Below are 19826 nucleotides of genomic sequence, written 5' to 3'. Positions count from 1 at the left end.
TAACTAATTTTTAATCCCTAATAAGACATTATCCAACTTTAGATGATGAGCGAACCCGTGTCAGATTCGTGAAGACGGTTGGCGTTGCTGAAGGAATAGTTTTAATACCGCCACACAGCACTCTTCTTTTAAATTGGTGATTTTATGGAGACTTCAAGACCGAAAATACTGATGTTGAACGCATCTCCCAGAATATATGGTTCTTCAAATCAACTAACCTTTGTGGCGGCTAAGGGAGTAAGCGATGGAGGCGGCATTCCAGAATATATCAACTTGTATGAAAAAGACATAAGGCCTTGTATAGGATGCGTCTCGGATGGGAACAAATACTGCGTATTTCCATGCATAATAAATGATGATTTCAACGAGATCGCTAAAAGGATATTGGATTCCGACGGATTAATAATTTCAACCCCAGTCTATTGGTATGCGCCGAGCGGTGTGTTGAAAAACTTCATAGATAGATTAACAAGCATGGAGCACATGATATTTCATAAGGGGAGAAGCCTTCTAGAAGGCAAAGTAGTTGGATTTATCGCAACAGGATTGGATAGCGGGGTAATGATGGCTATCTCTTACTTGACAATAACGCTAAACAGCATGGGGGCTCACATTGTCCCATGGTCGATGGCTTACTCTCATCTCGAAGATGTTACTAAAGATGAACAGGCTCTTCGTGACGCGTACAACGTGGGTCTGATCGTAGCAAAGACGGCAAAGATCTTGAAGAACAGTGAGCATGTGGGGTACGAACCTAGGGTGAATATAGCAGAGCTCGTGGATGTAGTGAGAAAATACGTTGATTCACTAAAGAAGGACAAAATGGAAAGGATTCAATGGCTTGAAGATCAGTTGTCAAGATCTTCTTCTTTCTGATCACAGATGATCTTCTTTAAGTCGCTGGAGATTTGGGAAGAACTCCATGTTCCCACTCTTTCTTCCAGCTTGTAGACCTCCACATTCTCGAGCCCTCTTTCACGTAGTCTTTTCTTCAGCTCGTCCGGCGTGATCCATTGGTCAGGGCCTAGCAAGATAACATCCGGTTTTGACTCGAGAATTGGTTTGAGAAAATCATCTTCATCCCCTAACACAACGCTATCAACATATTTAACCGCTTGAAGCACTTCTTTCCTATCGTTCTCCGAAAGAATCGGTCTTCTCTTCTTAAATTTCTCGAAATTAATATCTCGAGAAACTATGACGGTGACTCTTCCGATCTCCCACGCCTTTCTTAGCAAGTGTAAGTGTCCTGGATGTAGAAACTCGAAACTTCCAGCTACTAAAACGCGTTTTCTTTTGTAGATCTCGGTGAGAGGCTTCCAAGCAATTGAGATTAACCCCATGAATCTCAAAGAATCAAGTAAACCCTCAGCATAACCTATACATGCAAGAGACGTGAAATGATCCCCTTTATCCAGGTAGTATTTTGAGTCGGAGAGATAAGATTTCGCTAAGTTGATTAATTCGCAAGCTCTCTTATCGCTTATGACGGTCTTTTCTAGGGAATTCAAGGCTTGTTCTAAATTGAATATGTAGGCCTTGATTTTCTCATGGTAAAAATCCTTCTCCACGAAAACATCACCATTCCACAGGTAAAAGGAATAGCGGGAGTCTAGTTTAAAAACCCATTACATATTAGATTCCATTAGGATTCGCCGAGGGAGAAATTACAGAGATGTCAACTCCGCTAGGTTGGAACATTGACATTGCTAAAAAGCTGTATGGGATCGAGCATTCTATCCGTGGGGAATTCTTGACAGTGGATGATACTGGTTCATTGGTTTTCAGGATTGGAGAACACACTCTAAGCATAAAAGATTTGATGAAGAGACACGGTTTCGAAGTAGCATATTTCCGGTTCCTCCCAGCTATAAAAATCTCTATGAAAAAGGTTTTTGAAACGTTTAAGACTTTAGCCCAAGTTCACGGATACACTGGGAGGTTTCAACCTATCTTTCCTATGAAGGTTAATCCGACTCCCATGGTGGTTGATGCAATCTGGAGATATGGTGAAGAATTTAATTGGGGTTTTAATGCTGGCTCGCTCGGTGAGCTTAAATTAATATCAAGGTACTTGAGTAAGGGAAGCAGGTTTCTAGTTTATGATGGAGTAGTATCCGAAAACATTGCGGAATTTCTGCTTGAGTTTAAAAAAGCGGGATGGAACGTTATTGTTGATGTTGAAGGCGAGCACGACCTCCAGGTTCTCTCAAAGTTTAGAGACTTAGATATTGGGATTAGAATTAAACCATTCCACAGAGGAGGCGGGAAATGGGCTCATTCTGCAGGGGTTGATGGGAAATTCGGATTAACTGTTAACACTCTCTTGAAATTAGCCAAAGAATATGCATGGCTGTCTGAGAGATCTGTTTTGATTCACGTTCATGGCGGTTCTCAAATATATGAATTAAAGCATATTGCTAACATCATTGAGGAGGCGCGAACCCTATTTAACGATTTAAAATCCATCGGATTCCACAACATATCAATAATAGACACCGGGGGAGGAATGGCATACCCGTATCACGATCACAAAAAAGGAACTCCTGAATCCCCGAACTACACGATTGTTGACTATATTAACATGCTGATTAAAAAGTTTAAGGATGTTCATCCTCACCCGACGCTCGTTTTCGAGGGCGGAAGGTATATTGTTGCAGCTCATAGAATAGTCGTAGCCAAGGTCGTTGACGTCAGACCATACTCAACCGAATACAAGCCCTTCGATGTTTCAAATGATAGCGTGGAATTAACGAATATATCTTCTCTTGAAGACGTTAAGAAGGTTCTTCAATTAACCAGGGACTTGCAAACTAAAGTTAAAACTAAGACTCTGTCACTTTTTGAGAGAGAAAAAGTTGAAGATATTATCACGCATTACAGAGAAAACATAATTGTGAAATTAATTGAAATGCTCCGCTTGGAACCAAGCCTTATTGAAAGAGTGATTAATGATCCTTTCTTGTATAAGATACTAACTTCACCTTCGAAAAGGTTTATAGTAAACATCTCTCTATTTGCCGATATCCCCGACTCAGTGCTCGTCAATCAGTATTTCCAAATCACACCGGTTCAACGACTCAATGAGAAACCTGACGTGTTGGCTGTGATAGGCGATCTAACGTGTGACAGTATGGGTGAGATAAGAGAGTTCATCAGCTATGTAGAAGCTGAGACACCTGTAGATGAATGGTTTAACAGGATGGACTTCAGGATAAATCATGTTCCAAGGAGATATCTGAAGCTGGGCGGGATTCCACTGCATCTTCCGAGTAAGGAGGAGGACTATTACATAGCCTTCCTCGATACAGGAGCGTATCAGGATCCGCTCGCCATGAAGCACAATTTAATATATGGAGCACCCGAGATAGTCATAGACTTAAATGGTGCTGGCAAGCCCATCGTAAGAGTCCTGAAACACGGTAAAAAAAGCTATCTCTAGAGCGCATTAGATGGTAACCTGAGAGGCCAAAACGCTTTTCGAAGAATATTTTTTCACAATTCCCGAAACAAGCGTGTGTTTGGGAAGCCTCTCTTTGAATTTAACAGCTATAGGGTAACTTCCAGGGAATCTAGCTATAGAGATGCTCTTACCTGTTTTCTCCACGTATAGATAAGGAAGGAGAGTGCCGGGTGGAACCACCTTCTTAAGCATGATTTTGTCGAAAGAACTCATAACCCATAGTCTATGGGTTTTGTAAATATGGTGATGCTTTTTTAAAATACTGAATACTTGATTTTTCCTCAACCACAGTGGCGTGTTTTCCAAGACGCTTACCTTTCTCACGTTTACTCTTCTAACAAGGATTCCTTCTTGAAGTATTGTCTTGAGATAATCTTCGTTAATTCTGTAAGTATCACGAGTCTCCCCTAGCAATCCATATAGTAAATTGATTCCTGGAAGGAGATGAGGAAGACCGTTCCAACCTCGTACTCTCCCAACTATGTTAATAATTCTAAGGGCTGTTAGCGCATCTTCAGGGTAGACTTTTAAATTATTAAGTTTTATCACTCTTTCGTCAAAGCTCTCTATTCCGAGAGCCGCTACATCTCCAGGAGTGTGGTAGTTAATGATAACTTTTAACGCTTGTATCGATTTTTCTTGGTGTCTTGCAATAGTTCCAGGGTTAACATTGTCAATGTGAATTGTTCTCAAACCGGGTGCTTTGTTCCTTATTCCACGGAAAAGTTTCTCTAAGACCTCTGGATTAGGCTCAGGGAATTCTTCTCTTCCCATCTGGTTAGAGCCGTAGACCAGAATATCTGGTTGCTTACCCAGCCTAATATGCTTCACACCTAGAGAATATAGTCTTTCTACTTCTCTTGCGATTGCCTCGGGGGTTCTCATAATGGGACTCCCGTACCTAGGCTCGATACAGAAACTACAGCCTCCCGTAACCCATCTTGGACATCCTCGATAGGTCTCTATTTCAGCAATTAGATTAAAAGAGTAGTTGGGATGTTGTTTAACAATTTCTGCGCCTTTCACGAGGGCCTCGTCAGCTATGGAGTAATCTTCCCTCATTTTCCTTGGATCGGCTTTTTCAAACCCATACTTAAAGAGTTCGTTGAAATATATTTCAACATCTCCGCTTACGACCTCCCTGAAATATTTTCTCATAATCCGTGTTGGTTGGGCAACCGTCCCTCCTCCCGTACCAAAGCCGAATTTGGCAACGGGTCCTGTGAGTATTAGATCCTTATCCTTCAATCTAATCGAAATATGTTCAAGCTCGTTCAGGGATAATGGTTTCCCTCCGATGTATTTCCCGGGCACTTCCATACCAGCTATGAAAACTATTAGATCGCTCTCGCGCGCTTGTTTGAAAAATTGTTCGACGTTTTCGCGATAACTGTCTGCCGTCCAATAATATACCTTTACGTCTTTTCTAACGGATAGGATAGCTCCTGCAATTAATCTGGGGTAAACATTTATGTAAGGGGGAACTCCTAACCCCGCGGGCTCATCCGTGTATCCATCGAAAATAATAATTTTATTTAACAATTCCTCGCTCCACCCACCTATACGCTTTCAGCCCAAATCCTGCACGCTCCTTCATTACTCACCATGCAAGGACCATAAGGTGATTGAGGAGTACATCCCTTCAGGAATAATGGACAGTCAGAGGGTTTCGACGCTCCGAGGACAACTCTATCACATAAACAGCCAGGTAGCTTGTCCTCGGCGATTTTTTCCTCTATTCCAAGATGGTTGAAAACATCAAATTCGGCATACTCGTCAGACAATTTTGCACCGCTCTCAGGGATCTCGCCTATTCCTCTCCAGTAGCTTTTAACTGCCGAGAATACGTGATTCATGATCTTTTTTACATTTTCGTTGCCCGATGGTTTCACGACTCTAGAGTACTCGTTAACCAGTTCAGGCTGGTTTTTCTCGATCATTTTGAGGATTAAGTATATAGATGTTAATACGTCAACGGGCTCAAATCCAGATACAACTATCGGTATTCTGAAATCCCTAGGTACAAAAATCCACGAGTCTGAACCTATTACTGCTGAAACGTGTCCAGGTGCTATTATTCCATCGATCTGTATTTCCCTATGATTCGCTAACATATGCTTTACTATCGGCGGCGTATACCTGTAGGCTATTAGTAAAAGGAGGTTGTTGGGGACTCGATCATAGAAAAGGGGAATAGCCGTCGATGGCATGGTGGTTTCAAAACCTACAGCGAAAAATATGAATTTTTTAGAGGGGCTTCCTTGGGCGATCCTAATAGCGTCATTGAAACTGTAAACTACCTTAACGTCACCTCCAATACTAGCAGCGTGGAAAAGACTCCTCGGTCTTAGGCCCCTGCTCCCGGGTAGTTTGAACGCATCCCCATATGTCAAGATAGTGTAACCATTGAAGCTTAAATTAACAAGCACGTCCACGTAGTAGCCTGGCGTAATGCATACTGGACATCCAGGTCCCGGTATTAATTCGATATCTCGAGTCAGCAGGCTTCTTATCCCATAATGGGTGATCGTCCATTCATGTGTACCGCAGAAATTCATGATTTTCAAAGAACGCCCCATCATTTTGGATATTTCCCGAGCCTTATCATTGATTAAAGAGGCCAGGGTCGAAGCATACTGCTTGCTTCTTAATTCCATTCCTGGATTCAGCACTCATCACCTCATTAGTGTATTCTTCACTCTCATGTAATCAAGATACTCATCGAAATCCAAAAGTACACCAGGATAAAAAGTTTCAACTATGCTGATGTCTAAGGAATATTTTTCTAGTATCTTTTTTAATCCTTTGGAGGATTCATCTATTTTAAGAAGTTCTTTTAATAAAAGTTTTGAGAACAATATCGGATGCCCTTTTTTCCCTCGATAACCTGCTACCGTTATGAGAGATCGATTCTTCTCAAAGTAGTAGACCAAGTAATCATAAACGTAGGATGGGATCCAGGCTGAGTCGCCTGGATTTATCATCACGGCTTCCGGGTTGTAGGAAGTCTCCATGAGGTAGGATAATCCGGTCTTAATGCTACTACTCATTCCTTTGTCGTATTCCGGGTTGTGTACAAAAATTAATCTTTCATCGTGTATTGTTTTTCTGATTACGTCTTCGATTTCGCTTCTCATGTAACCTGTAACTACGATTATTTTATCGATCGACTTTGCTAAGACTGCGTTATTGATTGTTTGAATTATGAGAGGGAGTTTGTCGTATTTAAAAAGTAGCTTGTTACCTTCGAATCTTTTGCTAAGCCCGGCCGCTGTGATTATACAGGGTAGCATAATTAACACTGTTATTTTCCTATGATAAACAGCTTATAAATGTCTCCAACGTCTTCAGCCCTATCAGTTATTTCCTCTAAATCGTCAACTATTTCAGGTAGAAATAAGCATAGGGGAGCCATGTTTTTTGCACAGTTACTATATAACTTTTCCATAAGTTTAAAACGAAGTTCGTCAACACTTTCTTCATGTTTTTCAATCACTATTGAATACTCTAGTGCTTTCGAAGGATCTTTAGTAATGTGTTCGATCATAGCAACTAGATCTTGACTCGCCTTAATGGTGTGAAGCATTATTTCATCCAACAAGTTATGGTATTCTGACGGGATGCTAATACCCACGTGGCGTAATATCATCAATCTTTTAGCAGCCGATTTAGCAAATCCTAAGACCTTGTCGAGTTCAAGAATCAATCTCAGTATATCTTCGCGATCGTCCGGATGGAGAAAGCTACTATGAAGCTCTTCTATCACTTCCCTTTTAACATCATCTGCATGTTTCTCAATCATCATTATTTCATTAAATTTTTCCTCGGCGGTCTTTAACTCGTTATTAATCAAAGCTTTCAACAACTTATCTAAAGCCTCAACTCCATTCAATACATCTTTTGAATGAGTTTTCACCTTCTCAAAGACTTCTTCAATGAACTTACTTAACACAGTCAAGCCAAGCACCTTTTCTAATATTAATCGTAATGCTCAATTATAACTTTGAGGCAATACTACTTAAAAATCCGTTTATATTTATCATAAATGCTCAGTAGTTTACATAGTATTGGGATAATTCTCTGTTTTGAAGTAACTTTTAGTGAATGCATGTTCATTATCACTGTTTCAGATAATTTATCAGCAAGCAAATTTATAATATAGTTTAATCAATTAATAAATGTAGAAGGGGGATCGCAATGAGTGAAATCGAATATTGCAGCATATATGACATTCGATTTCTAATAAAAAAGAACATTTTTCTAACACCAACGTTAATGCGGAGCCTAGAAGCCGTAATAACATTGAAGAGGGCCACAGCTGATGATGTAGCAAGGTATACAAAAAGGCCGAGAACTATCGAATCTAGGTATTTGGCTCAACTAAATAAAATAGGCATTATAGGGAAAGAGAGGGAAGGAAGAAGAATTTTCTATCTAGAACCTGTATCTGCTTTGAAACGTTACGTGGAGAAATTTGGCTACGAGTTTAATATTGAACAAGTAGCTCATCAAATAAGCATTCCAGCCGACATAGCTAGGATAATTGTAGAAATGATAAGATTGGGAAAGGCCTAGGAATTCAAGGAAATATAGGCAGTAAAGTCTTTTCCGCTTCGACTCCTTATCGATAAGGCTACTTTATCAATATTCTCTGGGTTTTCTTTCAATCCCTCTGCGAGCGCTTCAATCAACTTACTTATCAGTAGTGTTCGCGAACCTACTCCTTTCTTGGCAACGAATTTATCGATTATTGCAAGAGCGTCCTCGTCGATTCTCAGCGATACTACCCTTTTTTTCGATTTCAACGGTATCTCTACAATAAATGTTCGAGATGATGGGTATTTCAGGATCTTATCGGCAACATCAACGGACATTGATCAACCCCTTTATTCAATTTTCTCTCTCAAAGCTAATAAATAACCTCTTCTTTCCCACATTTTATCCACTTGGATAAAATTTATAAGCAACAATGAATAATTTCTTCAATATACAAAAAAATTATTTTTAATTTTCTCAAATTCTTAGCTTATATACCTGTTAAACCTAAGTAATACTATGATATGCCTCCTGCAACGCCCTCGCTTGAGGGAGAATGAGCAGGAGGGACTCCCCTGGGCAAATCATGTTTAATAACTTTCGTTCCACAATGATTATAAGGGGTGTGCAAGGTGTTACGTAGGCTAATACTTGATGTGTTGTATCCGGTACGTGGCGAGTCTATTATTGAATTGTCACTCCATCTAAGCAAGGTAGAAGGGGTTGAAGCGGTAAATATAACGGTTAAAGAAGTCGATGTTGACACACAAAATATATTAATCGTCGTAGAAGGGAAAAACATAAGTTTCGAGGAAATTAGGGAGGTTTTAGAGAAACATGGCGGCGTTATTCATAGTGTCGATCAAGTCTCCGCAGGAACAAGAATAATAGAACCTCCTTCGTATCTTTTCGAGTGAGGAGGTTTGCTAAGCATATTAGAATATCTCGACGAATTCTCGAGTCAAATAGAAATCCATGAGGTCCAGGGCAAGAAACTTGTGGTAAAAAAATATAAAAAAGAGACAGGAATTTTAAAATGGCTGTTGATTAACGCCTCAAATCTCTCAATTAACATATATCCGTTTGCATTTCAACCTTTCAAGAGACTAGAGAGGGAAGTATGTTTCTATAAAGATGGATCCAAGAGCTTTAAAAAACCAGTTTTATACCTTGTCGACTTCTTAAACCTTTCAATGGTCAGGGAATACGTTGATGGATTACCCTTCCCCAAAATTAATAATGAAGATGAATTTCTAAAGCTTGGAGCACACCTTAATCAGCTTCATGGAGAAGGGTGGGCTCTAGGAGACAGTAAGATCTCGAATTTTATTTTATCCAGAGACTCCATTTATTTAATAGACTCGGAGCAAGCTATAAGAACAGATAATATTCAACATTATGTTTGGGATTTGATTGTCTTAGGATCAACGATCGTCTTCTTTGGATTAGAACAGATCATGAATGGTGGAAAGGATCTGAAAAAAATTTTCAAAGCGCTAGCTGAGGGTTACGCATCCGGGGGCGCGATTAGACTCAGTGAAATAATAGATGCTTTAGAAAAGCCAAGTCTCAAAACAATAACCTTAATATTAATTCCATATCCCTTTAACAAAGCATTTCTAAATAGCTGGAAAGAAGCCCACATAAAATATTATTAGAGATACAAGATTAATAACATAATCGATGATGAGTTACTCCCGGACAGATCGGTGATTTAAACATACCCAGCTGATGGTGGTATGTTGAACAGGGTTTTGGTCCTCGGTGACACTCATATACCAGACAGAGCTCGCAGAGTTCCGCAAAATCTCTCCAATCTCATCGAAAGAGAATACTGGGATTACGTCATATTTACGGGTGATCTAACTTCTCCCGAGGTTAGATCATGGGTTGAAAACCTAGGAGAGAGAGTAGTATTAGTCAGAGGAAACATGGATTATCTTCCCCTTCCATTACACGAGAAAATAGTCATAGAAGAAGTCACTCTTGGTGTGTACCACGGACATGGAATATATCCGAGAGGAAATATCGATGGATTAGCGAGAATAGGATTAGGATTAGGAGTAGATTTACTTGCTTCAGGTCATACTCACTTATCCTTCATTAGGACCGATGTGACGGGGAAAGTTCTATTAATAAATCCTGGTTCAGCGACAGGCGCGTGGAGTGGTGAGCTAGAGTCAGGCCCTCCATCATTAATAGTTATGGATATCGAGAAGAACGTCCTTAGAGCAAGCATCATATACGTTTCACAGGATGTTCTCAAGCACACTACTTACGTGCTGGAAAAGAAGGATAGATGGTTCGTTTATCCCATGGAGAAATAGGATTGATGACTCACTCGTAGACAGGAGGTACTACAATAGCGTGTTCCCGAGGTATCTGAAGGAGTACCTCTTCCCCTACTCTAATGGACATTGTATTCGGGAAGTAAACGAGAAGCGATAGCTCTCCTAGTTTCACACGACTTTCAATCTTCTCGCCCATAAACATAGCGAAATCAACAACTCCTTTAACAATATTCTCACGGCCCAATGACTCGGATGTAGCGAGCCTAATCACCTCCGGGCGGATTACAACTGCAACCTTGTTAGGCAGGCCCTCGAACGGCGTGGTTCCCTCTATTATTATGTCGGTGCCCTCAAGCCTTACCGAGACGTATTCTTTATTCTTAGATATCAGTTCTCCATAGTAAATACTGCTTCTCCCTAGGAAATCAGCCACAAAGACGTTCTTGGGCTTGAAATACAATTCTTGAGGCGACCCAACCTGGACTAAGCGTCCCTTATTCATTATTCCAATTCTATCACTAATGCTCAATGCCTCCAATTGATCATGTGTAACGTATATAGTTGTAATCCCAAGTTTCTTTTGAATCCTCTTTATCTCCTCCCTCATCTCTATTCGAAGTTTAGCATCCAGGTTACTTAAGGGCTCGTCAAGAAGGAGTACCCGAGGCTTCACCACTAATGCCCTGGCAAGAGCAACCCTCTGTTGCTGTCCCCCACTTAGTTGAAGCGGGTATCTATCCTCTAATCCCGCTAACTTTACGAGCTCTAGCGCCTCTAACACCATTTTCTTTATATCATCGTCTGAAAGTCCCAGTTGTTTCTTCTTAATTTTCAATCCATAAGCAACGTTTTCGAATACTGTCATGTGGGGCCATAAGGCATAGTTTTGAAAAACCATAGCTGTGTTTCTTTTGTATGGTTTCTGAAAAGTGACGTCTTCGTCGTCAAAGTATAATCTTCCAGAATCTGGTATCTCAAATCCTGCGATAATCCTTAACGTAGTTGTTTTACCGCATCCACTAGGACCCAAGAAAGTGAATAGTTCCCCTTTCTCAATAGTCAGTGAGAGATCGTCAACCGCGATGACGTTTGCGTAGGTTTTGGTTATTTTTTCGAGTCGAACCCTGGTCAAACCTCTCCCCTTAAGCACCTATGAATGCGTATTTTTGCTTAAATACATATACAACTATTAAAACCGCAATGAGTTGAAGGAATATGAGGATAGTGCCCATGGCGGCAGTTACTTGGGGTCCAATGCCAGCTCCGCCACTGTAATACTGCCTCATATAGTATGTGAGGGGAGCTTGAGCTTCGTTTATTCCGCCAAAGGTTATACTTGTGCTTACCTCGGTAGACATGTAGATAAAGCCTAGTAGCGCGCCGCTCATAACGTATCCAATTATAAATGGAAATATGACTCCAAATACAACTTTCATTCTTGATGCCCCAAGATTCATGGCAGCTTCTTCGAGGTTTTCATGGACCTGCTGGAAACCTGCAAACACCGATCTCACGACGTACGGAAGCCTGCGCACGCTGAACGCTATTATGAATACAATCCATGCCTGGAACCCTGGGTTAGCGGGGTGAAGGAAACCGAGCAATGCTGGGTTTAACTCTCCCAGATGCGAGAATAGAATGTAATAGCCTAGGGCTACGACCAATCCGGGAATCGCCAGTGGTGCTGTCGCCAACGAGTCTAGTAAGTTGCTCAACCATTTTATTTTAAGTCTGCTCACACTGTACCCAACGCTTACAGCCAGTATCACGGCAATAACCACAGATACTGATGCGTAAAGAAAAGTGTTCTTTAGATAATTCAATATGTTAGGATCGGTTAACGCCCTGCTCATGTAGATTGTCAAATCATACATGGAAGACGGAATTTGGATAACGAGTCCCTGAACCTGACCCTGCTCCACTCTAGTGTAAGGCTGTAGAATATTAAGCGACATGAGAACCACGCCGATTTGAGGAAAAGCAGTATACAGAACTAGTGGAAAGACGCCTAGATATACTGCAAGTTTTCCGAGGACTCCCAGCTTATGTTCTCTCTTTTGCCATCTCCCTCCCCTACTAATCATTGCGTACGTCCTCATACCCACGTAATTCCTTATTGCTACGAAACCGGTGAGGGATATGAAGAGTAGAATCAATCCCAAAGCAGCTTTCTCCGGTGAGACCGCCCCTCTTGCATTAACTATGCCATCATAAATTTGGTAACTTATCAAATTCTTGTAGTTGAAAACTATTGGTGCAGCTAGGTCTTCAAGACTAAAGATGAAGACGATAATTGATCCCGCGACTATACCTGGAAGAGCCAATGGAAGAGTTACATTCAAAAAGAGTTTTAAACCTTTAGCACCAAGGTTTTCAGCCTGTTCTTCGGTTGAAGGATCTACATTAATGAAGCTAGCGTAGGCGTTCAAATATACTATTGGATAGAAAGTCATAATCTGCGAAATGATGACTCCGGCCAATCCTTCGACCCTCAACGTATACCCCGTTATTGCCCGGTAAAGTTGAGATATAGGGCCACCTTCCCCCCATAATAACCTGATCACGTAGGCGTTCACGAATGGGGTTACAAATAATGGGACCATCGCAAGGATTCTCAGAAACATTTTCCCTTTGAAATCATATCTAGCGAGGACGAATGCTACTATTGTACCTAGGATGGTTGCGATTATGGTGACTATGGCAGAAACAAGAAGGCTATTGATTAATGATCCATAGTCTACTCCTTTCAATATTACAAGCTTCAAGGGCTCAATAACTCTGACAGGGTTTTGATCTAAGGGGTTTAAATTAACATAAGTTAAAGTTGGGTACTGGGGCCTTAAATGCCCTCTCAGAATCGTTTCAAAATTGCTCCACCACTCGCCACCAACAGGTGGTGTGAATGCATAAATTAAAACGGATAATATGGGCACCAGTAGGAATAACGTCAAATAAGTAAATCCGAACAATAGGAAAACCCACATCGTCCTATCAAGTTGAGCAATCGTTGATTTAATCCTTCTGGTTACGCCATAAGACCTCTCCCTTCTTATCTCGATCGATATAATTCTCCTTTTCAATCTCTCGTAAATGAACCCGGAAAAGGAAAGAGAAACGAATGGGGTTATCCCTAAAGCGAGCGCGGAGGGAATGCCCGAAATCGATAATACAAGTATGAAGAAAATGTAGAGGAAACCTGCCACAGATAGAAAACTTAGGGAGGAACTGAATTTAATTCTTCTGAAATCGAATCCCTGATGAAGAAATAAAGGGCCGAGAGCGAAAGCTATTACCCATAAAGCCGTTTCTACAATGAAACGGTCTGTTTGAGGGAGGTTTAAGTCGGGGAGTGTTATGTAAACCACTCCTAGGATAAGCCCCCATATAAAGACATCTAATAGTCTTGCTCCTCTCATCAATATCAACCTTACCAATAATGGATTTTAAAAAAGATAATTAAATTTTATCTCTTCTTAAGGAAGAAGTAGACTATTACTAATCCGATAACAACCACTAAAATCACTAGACTTACCGGTACTGAGAAACCTTCCCCTGCTTGTTGCTGAGTTGCTGGAGTCGTTGGCGTAGTTGTCGTAGTAGTCTCAATTATCGTAGTTGGAGTTGTTTCCGTTGGGGAAGGGGTAGTCGTTGGCGTAGTTGTCGTAGGTACAGGCGCACCACTCAATGCCTGCTGGAGTAGGTCTAAAGCTTCTCGATACCTCTGTCTTGCAAGGTCCTCCCACATTCTCCTAAGAGTTCCTTGAATGGCTGCTTGAGACATATACGGATTTATTGCTATTGCGTAGTCTACGGTGAAAGTAACGGTATTGTTAGTTAATGGGTCAGTGAACTCCAGGGGCTTGGATATGTACCATACTAGGTAATCAAACCATTCCTTTGAAATCCTTCCTTGCAAATAGGCACTGGCTATCTGACCCCAAACAGGCGTAAGATCTCCGTGAGCGTTAACGAGAGTGGCTTTGAAATAGTTAACTACAGAATCAACCCATTTAGCAGAGAGGGTTTCATTGAAAATTATGCCACCCGCCTGCTGTATGTTCTGAAGGGCTTGGTATAGGTCTTGCCTCTGTTGACCTGCCGGAGTGTTGAAAACATTGGGATTTATCGGCAGTCTGTTTATATCATTATCTAACCATATTTGTTGACCACCATATTCGCTGAGAACCCAAGCTACAAACGCGGCTGCATGAACAGGATATCTCGAGTCTTTAAGTAAAGCTATGGGATCTGCGTTAACGATGGACTCATTAGCAGGGATAACGTATTCACACGATGGATTAGTGTTCATGGCCATATATCCGTAAAAGTCTATAGTTGTCCCTACACCGATCTCTCCTCTGATTACAGCATCTCTTACGTCGCCACTCCCTGAGTATATTATAGCGTTAGCCGCTAGAAGAGTTAAGATTTTCCACCCCTCTTCCCATCCCTTAGCTTGTAGTATGATTTCGAAAATTCTAGTATTGCTGGTACTCATCGTCGGATCTGCAGTCCCTATGATGTGAGCGTCAGGAAGGAATTTCGCGTATTCTGGAGATGCAAGATCGGCCCATTTTCTCGGTATAGGTACTTGATACCGGTTTAGGACATCCTTGTTTACCGTAAAACCAAAGCTACTTACGCTTGCCCCTATCCACACTATGTTTCCTTCCGAGTCAACTATGTAAGACTCGGCACCCGCTATTCTTGATGGTATCTTTGATAATTCGTACAGTATGGCATAGTGAGATGGATGTATTGTGTAATTAATGCTTTGAAGATAACCCATAGTATACATGTTGTTGAAGAGGGTTGGCCCTCCTCCCCATGCCACGTCGATCGGTGTTCCCAAGCTTTTTGCCCTTTCAATATAATCAGGCCACGATTCGGCAGCAACATAAAGGAACTGTATATCACTTATACCAAGTTCTTGGGCTACTCTGCTACTCAGGAACTGTGACTTAGTGAGCGATAAGATTGATTGCTCATGACGTGTGATTACTCTCAACACGATGCCTCTTTCAGTGGTCAAACCTTTCAGATAGTCAAGCCATGGATATGGTTCGCTTGCCTGCCCCCATGGCCACTCACTACTAACAATGGTCAGTTGTGTTGAAAGAATCGTGAGAGTTAATATTAATATCCCTACAAACCCAGGGATTTTTCCGCTCACTTTATCACCATCCATTAGAATGTTTTTACGTAGTAATAAACATTATACGATAAAAAGATTTTCGGTAAAAAAAGGTTTTAAAAAAGTTACTTTTTCCTAAGCATCATGAAGCCCATGAGTACTATAATGATAACCAGGACGCCTGCAACGATGCCGGTGAGAGTATAGTCCACAACGCTTTCGGTGATGACGCTTGTTTCTGTTCTCGTTGTCACTACCTCTTGGGTTTGAGTGGTCGTGGTGGTAATAGTAACCGTCTCGGTTTGAACATTAGTCACAGTTTCCGTCACTGTCTCAACTCCCGTCATAGTGGGTTCTAACAATCCTATTATCTTGAATCCGCTTACTTTAGCTAATGTTCTTGCACCAGTATCGTAACTCCCTAGCATACTATATTGTGCTTCTGGTGTGGGGGCTAAAACATCTATGACTTTAGGTTGTACTCCGGCAAGAATCGCTAAGGGATCGCCACCTCCTAGAACCCATTCAGCGGGATCGCCAGCTTGTACTCCTCTAACCTTACCCTCACCGTAACCATCATAACTTGCGAGAGCGACGAAGACCACCCATTCTCTAACTCTCTCAGGGTCTGGAAATACGGACTTGGCTATCTTTACTTCAATAGTGTTCGGTTCATAATCGCTAACGTACACGTCAAACAAGTCTGGATTGTTGTATTCATCCGCAACCCTCTGCATATTACCATCAAATAGGGCTGATACTTCTCCATCTGGGTACGGGGTGCTGCCCCATCCGGGTATGGCTACTACCGCGTAATGCCAACCGTGCCATATGTTTACATTCAAGCCTATTGATGCGTTGGATGTGGGTAGGTCGCTGGAGGTTGTCTTTATGTAGATTTGTAGATTTTGCAAGCTGAATCCATTGGGCCCGCTCCATGGATTACCACCGAGGTTTTTAACCGTAGCTCTAAAGTATAAGTAGTTGGAGTCTGCATGTACTCCGAATTTTACTAGATCGTATATGCCTTGAACGAATATTGGGTTAGTCGGATATAGTAAGGTTCCAGCTCCCTTGTCGTCCCCCACGGGGTCCGAGAATACCGCTATTGTTTCCATCAATGGGTCATAGGTTTCCAATATTTTAATGAACCATCGTATGAGGTTGGTAACAAATTTCGGCCCGTCCAGTTGAACTCCGTAATACAAAGACGCCCACGCTGGCTCATAGTCTCCGTAAAGGGATTCGCCAGCTACAACTATCAAGTTGTTCTTTTCACGGTGATACTCTGCAGCATAGGCTACGAAACTCCAGTCTCCGGTTCCATATATTAATGGATCGTAGACTCTCGGGCTTGGTGGTTGATTGTCACCTATGTAGGATAAGCGGTACCACGCAATCCGTATTAATCCTGGGAAGGTCTCGTTAATCGGGTCGCGGTAGTTTCCTAGTTCATCCATCCATATCACTGCGTTCGGACCGTGCATAAGTATCGGGTATTGTATTCCCTCATCCAAAATGCTCGTGAACAACTCAGGCACATCGTCTGGCTCCACGAAAGCGTTCATACGATAATAAGCTCCACAGCATACCGGCGAATCAACGCCCTTGTATGTGTAATTCCTACATGGCGTTGTAGAATATACGGCTCCTTCCTCCAGCCTCAATTTTGCACCAATATACTCTAGTAATCCATTAACTGCAGATATTGAGTTAATTCCGCCCCCGTAGTCACTATCCCCAGCCACATACAATACTTTGTCTCCTTTCTCCAGCCATGCAAGTAGTGCGTCGAGTTCTTCGGGGGACAAGCTTGCTGTAGGCTGTCCAATGAGGAGTATATCGACATCTGCAAGTATTTCAGTGGTAAAAGATGTGTTAATTATCTTCCAGTTGACGAAAGTGATGTTACCCATGATATAGTCTAAATATTTATTGCTTTCTCCATGCGCCAAGTCAACGCCAACGGTTACTGTTTGACCCGGTTTTACAATAGCAATGGAGGTTAGAGGTGCTAGTGAGACGAATAACAGCGAGACTATTAATACTAGAATTAACTTCTTCATAAGGTTTCACCTTTCATCTTATCTTAACTATTCCATGATATATAAACTTAAATTTTTAGAAAAAATTATTTCCTAAGGAAGAAAACATAAATAACGCTGGCTATAATTATTATTCCCACGATTAATGCACCAATGAGCAAGGATTGATTAGTCTCCACCTCCATCGTTGTCTCTAGGGTAGTGGTTGGGATTGTTGTGGGGGTTGTAGTCGTCTCTGTCTGGGGAGTTGTAGTTGTTTGAGTTGTCGTGGCAGTGGTGGTTGTAGTAGTCATCGTTTCTGTGTAAGGCAGTGTTGTAGTAGTCGTTGTCTCCATGGGAGGCGATGTCGTAGTGGGGGAAGGAGTTTCTGTAACTGGTTCAATAATAGTATCGGAGACTACTGTTATGGGTGTAGCGGGAGGCTGGGCTCCATAAGGTATGAACGTTATATTAAAGATTTTTATCCTGACACGTCCGGAGTAATCGGCTATGGACGCATTCAATAGTACTGATTTGGTTGTTGTCGAAGAAACGGTGAATTGCAATGTAAACGTTACATCGTTCATTTTTTGAGTATATGAGGAAGGCGATTGAGTGTATTTTAACATAGTAGTGTTAGAACCATCTATCAACATGAATGAAGCAGACTTTATTCCCCATCCTTGATCTATTCCACCAAGGTAGAGAGTGAAAGACCTGTTCAAGTAGGGGGGTCTAGGCGAGTACGTTTTAACTAGTATATCTGGTGGACTGAGGTCGAGGGCATTATATAAGTATATCTCTATGGCCCTTTCAAATCTTAAATCGACGCTGATTGTTACATAAAGGATCCCGTCTTTTAATACTGAATTGATTCCAGCCGTGTTTTCAGGATTTATTATGTATCCCACCATAGTGCCGTTCCAAGGTAGTAGCCACATTATTTTCCCAGTCAAGTTTAGCCAGCTGAGATTGTTGTAGAATGATATAATGTATGAATTATTAGATTGCACAATATTCACGGGAAGATACGTCCTATTAGACCATCCTAGATTATTGGTTGGCGGATACAGTCCGACTGGAATACTATTTAGGGCCAGAGGGCTCGTCGAGTTTCTGAACCCTATGAATGTAGGTGGAGTTATGGGGAAGGAGATTTCACCGGTTAATAGATTGAATTCGAAGTATCCTATTCCACAATAGCTGGCGCTTCCATGGGCGGTTGTCGTGAAGGTCATGAAATAGGTTGTGGTATTAGTTCTTATGCTGTTGTATTTTGTAAAGAAATCCCTGTGAACATGCCCTGAGAGAACAAATGTAACGTTGTAATCCTCAATGAGTTTCAACACGTACCTGAAGGCTGTCATGTTGTTGCTCCAATAACTACTAACAGGGGTGTTAACTCCGGGTGAATAGGGTTTTAGTGTTTCAGTGTCATTGTACCAGGTATACAATTCGCCTTGATAATAGAACATTGGATGGTGTACCAGTATCGCTTTAAAGGGGATACTGGAGTAATTGGCTAACACTTCCTCTAGGAAGACTATCTGCTCCCAAGTCGGCGTTCCTCCCTCAGCCGAGAAGAGTCCAATGACAAGAAGATTGTTTCCAAGTATTCTATACCAATATGTAGGACCCAGGTACTTCTTGTAATTCGCTTCCGGTGCATCATGATTTCCTGGAATACCGATCACTGGATATCGATATAGGAGATAGTACCTATATGATTGTGCTGCAAGGTATTCGTAAGGGGCTGCCGTATCAGCAATATCGCCAAGCCAGAAAATCAGGTCGGGATTTAATAGGTTTGCAAGGGTAAAAGCTGACACCCTATTTATGTCACCAGTCATAGTGTCGGGTGAACCCGTGAGGAAGTGGATATCCGTCATAACAGCAATCCTCAAAGTGTTCGACCAATTTGACATGATCCATAGACTTCTCTTAATGTTGTACCTAGAAGAATTCGATATGACTATAAGGTCGTATAAGCCTTCATCGACATTAGGCGGTATGCTAATTATGACTTGGCCGTTGCCCAAATTCTCAACAATTAACGTGTAGTTCAAGAATACTGTAGTATCTCCGACCGACTTAGCTGTAGTCATATAGGCTCCTGAGATCTGCAGTCCCTGGAAACTAGAGGTCAGTGATAAAGTAATGCTCGCTCCAGGAGGCGAGATGGCTGGAAGGGCGGGCCCTATTTCATTAAACAAGTTTTCGCCTACATCATAAATAAGGCCGGGGAGGACCTCATTTGCTTGCGCAGTAGCCGCTGGAATATTCGCTGTTGTTATAAGAATAATACTTGCCAGCGCGATCATGAAGATTATTTTTCTTCTCAACTTTATTCACCAAATATGATTTTATCATAGAGATGA

17 protein-coding genes are annotated in these 19826 nt (G+C 41.6%); 6 read left to right on the top strand and 11 right to left on the bottom strand.

Translation table 11 applies throughout. The features are described from left to right. Positions 1-144: 144 nt before the first annotated feature. The gene (locus tag QXH45_03310) at positions 145-876 is read left to right on the top strand and encodes a flavodoxin family protein (GenBank protein MEM2078272.1); all 732 of its coding nucleotides are present in this window, start codon (positions 145-147) and stop codon (positions 874-876) included. On the opposite strand, the gene QXH45_03305 is transcribed toward QXH45_03310, so the two are convergent. Continuing rightward, positions 849-1571, bottom strand: coding sequence for a DUF357 domain-containing protein (locus QXH45_03305; protein MEM2078271.1), 723 nt, complete (start codon positions 1569-1571; stop codon positions 849-851). The two genes, QXH45_03310 and QXH45_03305, sit on opposite strands and share 28 nt — an antisense overlap. A gap of 104 nt (positions 1572-1675) precedes the next feature. Between QXH45_03305 and QXH45_03300 the strand changes: the two genes are divergently transcribed. Then, complete coding sequence (locus QXH45_03300; GenBank protein MEM2078270.1) at positions 1676-3442, top strand: decarboxylase; 1767 nt, start codon at positions 1676-1678, stop codon at positions 3440-3442. Positions 3443-3448: 6 nt separating this feature from the next. Here the strand turns inward: QXH45_03300 and QXH45_03295 are convergent, their stop codons facing one another. Genes QXH45_03295 through QXH45_03280 form a run of 4 tightly spaced genes read right to left on the bottom strand, consistent with a single transcriptional unit; the run spans position 3449 to position 7415 of the window. Further along, positions 3449-5005, bottom strand: a complete 1557-nt coding sequence (locus QXH45_03295; GenBank protein MEM2078269.1) for a radical SAM protein — start codon at positions 5003-5005, stop codon at positions 3449-3451. A 17-nt stretch (positions 5006-5022) separates the two neighbouring features. Continuing rightward, a complete protein-coding gene (gene hypD / locus QXH45_03290) occupies positions 5023-6135 on the bottom strand; it encodes a hydrogenase formation protein HypD (GenBank protein ID MEM2078268.1) in 1113 nt (370 codons plus the stop codon). A gap of 3 nt (positions 6136-6138) precedes the next feature. After that, positions 6139-6756 carry a nucleotidyltransferase family protein gene (locus tag QXH45_03285; GenBank protein ID MEM2078267.1) on the bottom strand — a complete coding sequence of 206 codons (618 nt, stop codon included), beginning with the start codon at positions 6754-6756 and terminating at the stop codon, positions 6139-6141. An 11-nt stretch (positions 6757-6767) separates the two neighbouring features. After that, a complete protein-coding gene (locus QXH45_03280) occupies positions 6768-7415 on the bottom strand; it encodes a DUF47 family protein (protein MEM2078266.1) in 648 nt (215 codons plus the stop codon). A gap of 245 nt (positions 7416-7660) precedes the next feature. Between QXH45_03280 and QXH45_03275 the strand changes: the two genes are divergently transcribed. Continuing rightward, positions 7661-8038, top strand: a complete 378-nt coding sequence (locus QXH45_03275) for a transcriptional regulator (GenBank protein MEM2078265.1) — start codon at positions 7661-7663, stop codon at positions 8036-8038. Here the strand turns inward: QXH45_03275 and QXH45_03270 are convergent. After that, on the bottom strand, positions 8035-8337 hold the full coding sequence (locus tag QXH45_03270; protein MEM2078264.1) for a hypothetical protein: 303 nt from the start codon (positions 8335-8337) through the stop codon (positions 8035-8037). The two genes, QXH45_03275 and QXH45_03270, sit on opposite strands and share 4 nt — an antisense overlap. Before the next feature lie 294 nt (positions 8338-8631). Here QXH45_03270 and QXH45_03265 point away from each other — a divergent pair, with 294 nt between their 5' ends. The 3 genes from QXH45_03265 (at position 8632) to QXH45_03255 (ending at position 10326) form a co-directional block, all read left to right on the top strand. Further along, positions 8632-8916 (top strand): DUF211 domain-containing protein, encoded by a 285-nt coding sequence (locus QXH45_03265; GenBank protein MEM2078263.1) that lies wholly within the window; start codon positions 8632-8634, stop codon positions 8914-8916. A 6-nt stretch (positions 8917-8922) separates the two neighbouring features. Then, the gene (locus QXH45_03260) at positions 8923-9657 is read left to right on the top strand and encodes a serine/threonine protein kinase (protein ID MEM2078262.1); all 735 of its coding nucleotides are present in this window, start codon (positions 8923-8925) and stop codon (positions 9655-9657) included. An 84-nt stretch (positions 9658-9741) separates the two neighbouring features. Beyond that, positions 9742-10326, top strand: coding sequence for a YfcE family phosphodiesterase (locus tag QXH45_03255; protein MEM2078261.1), 585 nt, complete (start codon positions 9742-9744; stop codon positions 10324-10326). 10 nt (positions 10327-10336) lie between these two features. On the opposite strand, the gene QXH45_03250 is transcribed toward QXH45_03255, so the two are convergent. From QXH45_03250 to QXH45_03230, 5 genes are all read right to left on the bottom strand, one after another. Further along, on the bottom strand, positions 10337-11422 hold the full coding sequence (locus QXH45_03250; protein ID MEM2078260.1) for an ABC transporter ATP-binding protein: 1086 nt from the start codon (positions 11420-11422) through the stop codon (positions 10337-10339). Between the two features lie 10 nt (positions 11423-11432). After that, a complete protein-coding gene (locus tag QXH45_03245; protein ID MEM2078259.1) occupies positions 11433-13724 on the bottom strand; it encodes an iron ABC transporter permease in 2292 nt (763 codons plus the stop codon). 29 nt (positions 13725-13753) lie between these two features. Then, positions 13754-15463 (bottom strand): ABC transporter substrate-binding protein, encoded by a 1710-nt coding sequence (locus tag QXH45_03240; GenBank protein ID MEM2078258.1) that lies wholly within the window; start codon positions 15461-15463, stop codon positions 13754-13756. 86 nt (positions 15464-15549) lie between these two features. Beyond that, positions 15550-17490, bottom strand: coding sequence for a glucodextranase DOMON-like domain-containing protein (locus QXH45_03235; protein MEM2078257.1), 1941 nt, complete (start codon positions 17488-17490; stop codon positions 15550-15552). A 65-nt stretch (positions 17491-17555) separates the two neighbouring features. After that, positions 17556-19790, bottom strand: coding sequence for a metallophosphoesterase (locus QXH45_03230; protein MEM2078256.1), 2235 nt, complete (start codon positions 19788-19790; stop codon positions 17556-17558). Positions 19791-19826: the final 36 nt, after the last annotated feature.

It is taken from the genome of Thermosphaera sp., assembly GCA_038827615.1.
In the GTDB taxonomy this organism is placed as follows: Archaea; Thermoproteota; Thermoprotei_A; order Sulfolobales; family Desulfurococcaceae; genus Thermosphaera.
The sequence above is the reverse complement of the archived record's forward strand: the minus strand, read 5'-3'. Positions and strand labels throughout refer to the sequence as shown.